The sequence below is a fragment of the Hymenobacter agri genome (genome assembly GCF_054778495.1).
Genome location: NZ_BAAGZM010000358.1, coordinates 1 through 4388, shown reverse-complemented (window position 1 = coordinate 4388; position 4388 = coordinate 1). Strand labels below are relative to the sequence as shown.

6 protein-coding genes are annotated in these 4388 nt (G+C 62.1%); 1 reads left to right on the top strand and 5 read right to left on the bottom strand.

Going from position 1 to position 4388, the window contains the following annotated elements; translation table 11 throughout:
* The coding region (locus ACYVDE_RS15595; protein ID WP_460502463.1) for a hypothetical protein at positions 1-197 on the top strand (197 nt) is incomplete at its 5' end.
* A 114-nt stretch (positions 198-311) separates the two neighbouring features.
* Here ACYVDE_RS15595 and ACYVDE_RS15590 read toward each other — a convergent pair.
* The 5 genes from ACYVDE_RS15590 to ACYVDE_RS15570 form a co-directional block, all read right to left on the bottom strand.
* Complete coding sequence (locus tag ACYVDE_RS15590) at positions 312-665, bottom strand: hypothetical protein (protein WP_460502462.1); 354 nt, start codon at positions 663-665, stop codon at positions 312-314.
* Between the two features lie 76 nt (positions 666-741).
* Complete coding sequence (uvsE, locus tag ACYVDE_RS15585) at positions 742-1734, bottom strand: UV DNA damage repair endonuclease UvsE (protein WP_460502461.1); 993 nt, start codon at positions 1732-1734, stop codon at positions 742-744.
* A gap of 150 nt (positions 1735-1884) precedes the next feature.
* Positions 1885-2580 (bottom strand): carboxypeptidase-like regulatory domain-containing protein, encoded by a 696-nt coding sequence (locus ACYVDE_RS15580; RefSeq protein WP_460502460.1) that lies wholly within the window; start codon positions 2578-2580, stop codon positions 1885-1887.
* 117 nt (positions 2581-2697) lie between these two features.
* Positions 2698-3366 (bottom strand): hypothetical protein, encoded by a 669-nt coding sequence (locus ACYVDE_RS15575; protein WP_460502459.1) that lies wholly within the window; start codon positions 3364-3366, stop codon positions 2698-2700.
* Between the two features lie 102 nt (positions 3367-3468).
* The coding region (locus ACYVDE_RS15570; protein ID WP_460502458.1) for a metallophosphoesterase at positions 3469-4388 on the bottom strand (920 nt) is incomplete at its 5' end.

Below are 4388 nucleotides of genomic sequence, written 5' to 3'. Positions count from 1 at the left end.
CCAACCGCGACGCCCAGCCTAGCCGGCTGCTCGACGACCGTGGCTTTTCGCCCGCTGCCACGCCCGAAATGCCGCCCTACACCGTGCCCGACGTACGCGAGCAGCCGCTCATCCGCGACCGGCGGCCGCGCCAGTCTACCGACGTTGTGCCCAGCCGCTCGCGCCAGAGCAGCAGCAGCAACGTGCGCAGCAACTAGGCAAACGGAAAAGAGCATCATGCTTCGACTGCGCTCAGCATGATGCTCTGATATTACAGCAAAAAGCCCCGATTCATAACGAATCGGGGCTTTTTGCTGATGTCTGGCTGGCAGTTATTTCTTCGTTTTTTCGGCGTGGGCCAGCAGGTCGCCTCCGTGGCGGCGCAGCAGGTCCGACAATTCCTGCAGGGGCTTTTTCAGGTCGTCGCCGGCCTGGCGGCTAATCTGGCTGGTTTGGTCGCCGAGCATAGTGAGGGAGTTGCCAATGGCGCGGGCACTCAGCGCGCCGCTGGTGAGCAGCGACTGCAGGTTGCCGATTTCGCGCGCAATGTCCTGCAGGCCGGGCAGGCCGCTTTGCAGAAACTGCTGCTGCCAGGTTTCGGTGTTATCCATGGCCGAGCCCAGGGGCAAGCTGGTAAGGCCGTTTTTGAGCGCGCTGATGGTGGCGAGGAGGTGGTCAGAGGGCATGAGGTGGGTTGGTGAAATAGTGAGATGGTAAGGCGGGAAAGCAACGGATGATGAGGACTTTGGGAGGTACCTCTTCCTAACTTTTAACTTCTAGCTGTTTTTTGGCGCGCCGGGCCTTGATGGGGGCGTTAGGGTCGGGCGGCAGATTCAGGGGCGGAATAGGCAGGCTAGGCGCGGCCGGGCTGAGGCCGCGGGCGCGCAGCAGCTCCACGGCGCGCAGGGCACTGGCTTCCTTATTTTTGATTTCGAGCATGATGTCAAAATCGAGCCCGTGCAGCTGGTCGAGGAAATTGGCGAACAGGTCGTCCACGAGGTCGTCGGTGTGCTTGCCTTTGCGCTCGCCCAGGGCCTGCGAGCTGTAGTCCATCATGGGCACGCCGTCGGCCACGGGGTGCCAGGTGCCGGCGGCCAGGCGCAGGGCCTCGGCCATGGGCTCGCCGTGGTTGAGGCATTCGTGGTGGAAGTTGTCGAACAGAATGGGCACGCCCGTCAGCTCGTGCAGATGCAGGCAGTCGCGCAACGGAAACAACCGGTCGTCGTTTTCGACCACCAGCCGGGCCTGCACGGCCGCGGGCAGCGTAGCATACACCTGCGCAAACCGGCTGATGGCCGTTTCCCGGTCGCCATACAGCCCGCCCACGTGAATCTGGAGCTTGGCCGTCCCGTCGAGCCCCATCAAATCCAGCATCGAGCCCTGATAGATGAGCTCCTGAATGCTGCGCTGCACAATGTCGGGGCTGGGCGAATTCAGCACCACAAACTGGTCGGGATGAAAGCTCACCCGCAGGTTGCTGGCCTTGATGTAGTCGCCAATGGCCCGAAAGTCAGCCGCAAAGTGCGTTTGCCAGGGAAAGGTGTTGATTTCGTGCGAACCGAAGGGCACAATGCCCGAACCCATGCGAAAAAACAGCAGCCCCTGGGCCACGTTCCATTCCAGCATGCGGCGCAGGCAGGCCAGGTTGGCTGCCACGGCCGCCACCAGCCGCTCTTCCGAATAGGAAGCTAGCCGGAAGGTATTGGCGGCGCTGCAATCCATCGCCTCGTTCACGCAGGGATACCCGATTTTCATACTTCGGGCTTACGTGCGCTATTGCCGGCCGGTTATGGACGGAGTACCGCGAAATTTCATTTCGCCGACGAGCGCAGCGAGTATTCCGGCGTAGTGGTACGGTGTACTCGCTGCGCTCGTTGGCGAAATAGAATTTCGCGGTACTCCGCCTTACGGCTCGTAGCCGCGGTTATCCTTGAAGGCTTTGTTGTACTGCGCGCGGGCCTTGCGGGCTTTCTCGGCGCGCTGCTCGGCTTCAATTTCCTCCATCTTGCGGCGCTGCTTGCCCTCGCGCGAAAACTGGTCGTAAATGAGGCTGATGGGGCTGGCAATGGTGGGCACCGGCGCTTTCGGCGCCGTAGAATCGACGGCGAACAGGGGCTTGGGCTTGGGCGGGCGCTTCGCGCCGCTTACCACGGGCGGCGCGGGGCGCTTGATGTTGCGCAGGGCCCGGTTGATGATGGCACGGTCGGGGCGGTCGGCCGTTACCTGCACGTTGCCCAGCTGCACGCTGTCGCGCACCAGCAGGATGCGGACCACCATCTGCGAGAGGCCGGTGCCGCCCAGCGCCAGCCGCTGCGTTTTGAAGCCCAGCGCCCGAAACAGCACGGTATCGGTGGGCAGCGCGTCGATGCTGAATTCGCCGGTGGTGCCCGACACCACGCCGCGGCGCGTGCGCTGCACCTGCACCGTAGCCCCCGGAATAGGCAGGCGCGTGCGGGCTTCGGCCACACTGCCGCTCACGCGCACGGGCTCGACCTGGGCCCGGGCGGTGCCCGCCAGCAGGCTCAGCACCACCAAGGGTCCCAGCGTGCGGCCGATTTTCAGCCAACTCGCAACTACACAACGCAATACCGCAGAACTCATCCGAAAAGCAAACGCAACTTTATCACAAAGTAGCAACCCGGGGAGCCAAAAAAAGCCCGCGCCGTTGCAGGCGCGGGCTTTTCGGCGATGGTTCGGCCGATTGCATCGACCAAACCACTAGTTTTTCGTCTTGTTGCCGTCGGCGTCTTTGGTTTTCACCTTGCCGTTGTCTTTGATTTTGATTTTGCTGCCATCCTCGGCTTTGGCCTTCATTTTCGTCACTTCCGTGCCACCCATGTTGGCCGAGCCGCTCATGTTGTCGGTGGTCGTCGTGGTCGACGACGACGTGGTAGTTGAAGACGACATCGAACCCGTAGTGTCCGACATCATGCCCGTCGAGGTATTGTCCATGGGAGTGTTATCGTCGGCATAGTAGGTGGTGCGGCTCGACTCGTAGGCCGAGTACTGGGCGGGGTCAGTGAAGACCGACTTGAACTCGGTGTCGGTTTCCATGTTCGAGTCGCGCATCGAAGCAGCCATGCCAGTGGTGTCGGTGCCGTACTTGGTGCGCATATCGTTCATGCGCTTGTAGCGGTTCACGTACACGGTGCGGATTTTGGTTTTGGTGGCCTCGTCCGTGATTTTCATATTGGCCGCCATTTTATCGGCGATGCGCTGGGCGCGGGCCTCAATTTCGGCCTCCGTCATGGGGCCGGTGGTCGTGGTGGTGGTCGTCGTGGTGGTGCCGTCGGCGGGCGCGGTGGTTACCTCGGTGGTTTTTTCCTGCGAGCAGGAAGCCAGGGAAAGGGCGGCGGCGCCGGCCAGAATCAACAGGGAATTTTTCATGACTGTGGAAGGGGGTGAGAAAAACAACCCGAACGGGTTTGGGGGCGCTTTACGGCAACTATTTAAAAGATGTTACCTCAGCGATATAGCGCCCCCTGTTTTTTAGGCCCGCCGCAGCTCAAACACCGTTATTTCGGGCAGGAAGCCTACGCGGCCGGGATAGCCCAGAAAGCCCAGCCCCACGTTCACGTACAGCTTCTGGCGGCCCTTTTCGTAGAGGCCGGCCCACTGCTTATACACGTACTGCACGGGGCTCCACTTCATAAAGGGCAGGTTCACGCCGAACTGCATGCCGTGGGTGTGGCCGCTGAGCGTCAGGTCGATGTCGGGGTAATTCAGAATGTGGGTTTCCCAGTACGACGGGTCGTGCGAGAGCAGAATTTTGAACGGCGCGTCGGCGCTGGCCGCGTGGGCTTTGGGCAGGTTGCCGTAGGTGTGGAAATTGGCGTGCGAGCTGCAGTTCTGCACGCCCAGAATGGCAATTCTGTCGCCACCGCGCTCGATGAAATGGCTGGTGTCGTTGAGCAGCGTCCAGCCCATTTTGGCGTGGTTCTCCATCAGGCGCTCCAGGTTCTGGCGCCACAGGGCGCGGTCGTCGCGGAATTCGGGCACGTAGTCGCCGTAGTCGTGGTTGCCGAGGCTGGAGAAGATGGGCAGTTCCGATTTAATGCCCCGCAGCGCCGGAATGTGCGGCTCGACTTCGGTAGCGCGGTTGTTCACCAGGTCGCCGGTCATCAGAATCAGGTCGGCGCCCTGCTGGTTGATGATGGCCACGGCGCGCTCCAGCGGCTCCGTCGAGTTGAAGCTGCCGGTGTGCAGGTCCGAAATCTGCAGCACCTTGAAGCCGTCGAAGCCGGCGGGCAGGTTGGGAAACTTTAGCTGCACGCGGCGCACGGTGTAGTCGGTGCCGCCCTTCACGATGCCCCAGAGCAGCGCCACGGCCGGAATGGCACCCAGCCCCAGCGCCAGCTTGGCCAGAAACTCGCTGCGCGGAATGGCCGTGGCTTCGGCGCCGGCGGGCC

Bases quoted from the DNA above. Each gene is read 5' to 3' on its own strand.
- ACYVDE_RS15590 (WP_460502462.1), bottom strand. From the start codon at position 665: ATGCCCTCTGACCACCTCCTCGCCACCATCAGCGCGCTCAAAAACGGC.
- uvsE (WP_460502461.1), bottom strand. From the start codon at position 1,734: ATGAAAATCGGGTATCCCTGCGTGAACGAGGCGATGGATTGCAGCGCC.
- ACYVDE_RS15580 (WP_460502460.1), bottom strand. From the start codon at position 2,580: ATGAGTTCTGCGGTATTGCGTTGTGTAGTTGCGAGTTGGCTGAAAATC.
- ACYVDE_RS15575 (WP_460502459.1), bottom strand. From the start codon at position 3,366: ATGAAAAATTCCCTGTTGATTCTGGCCGGCGCCGCCGCCCTTTCCCTG.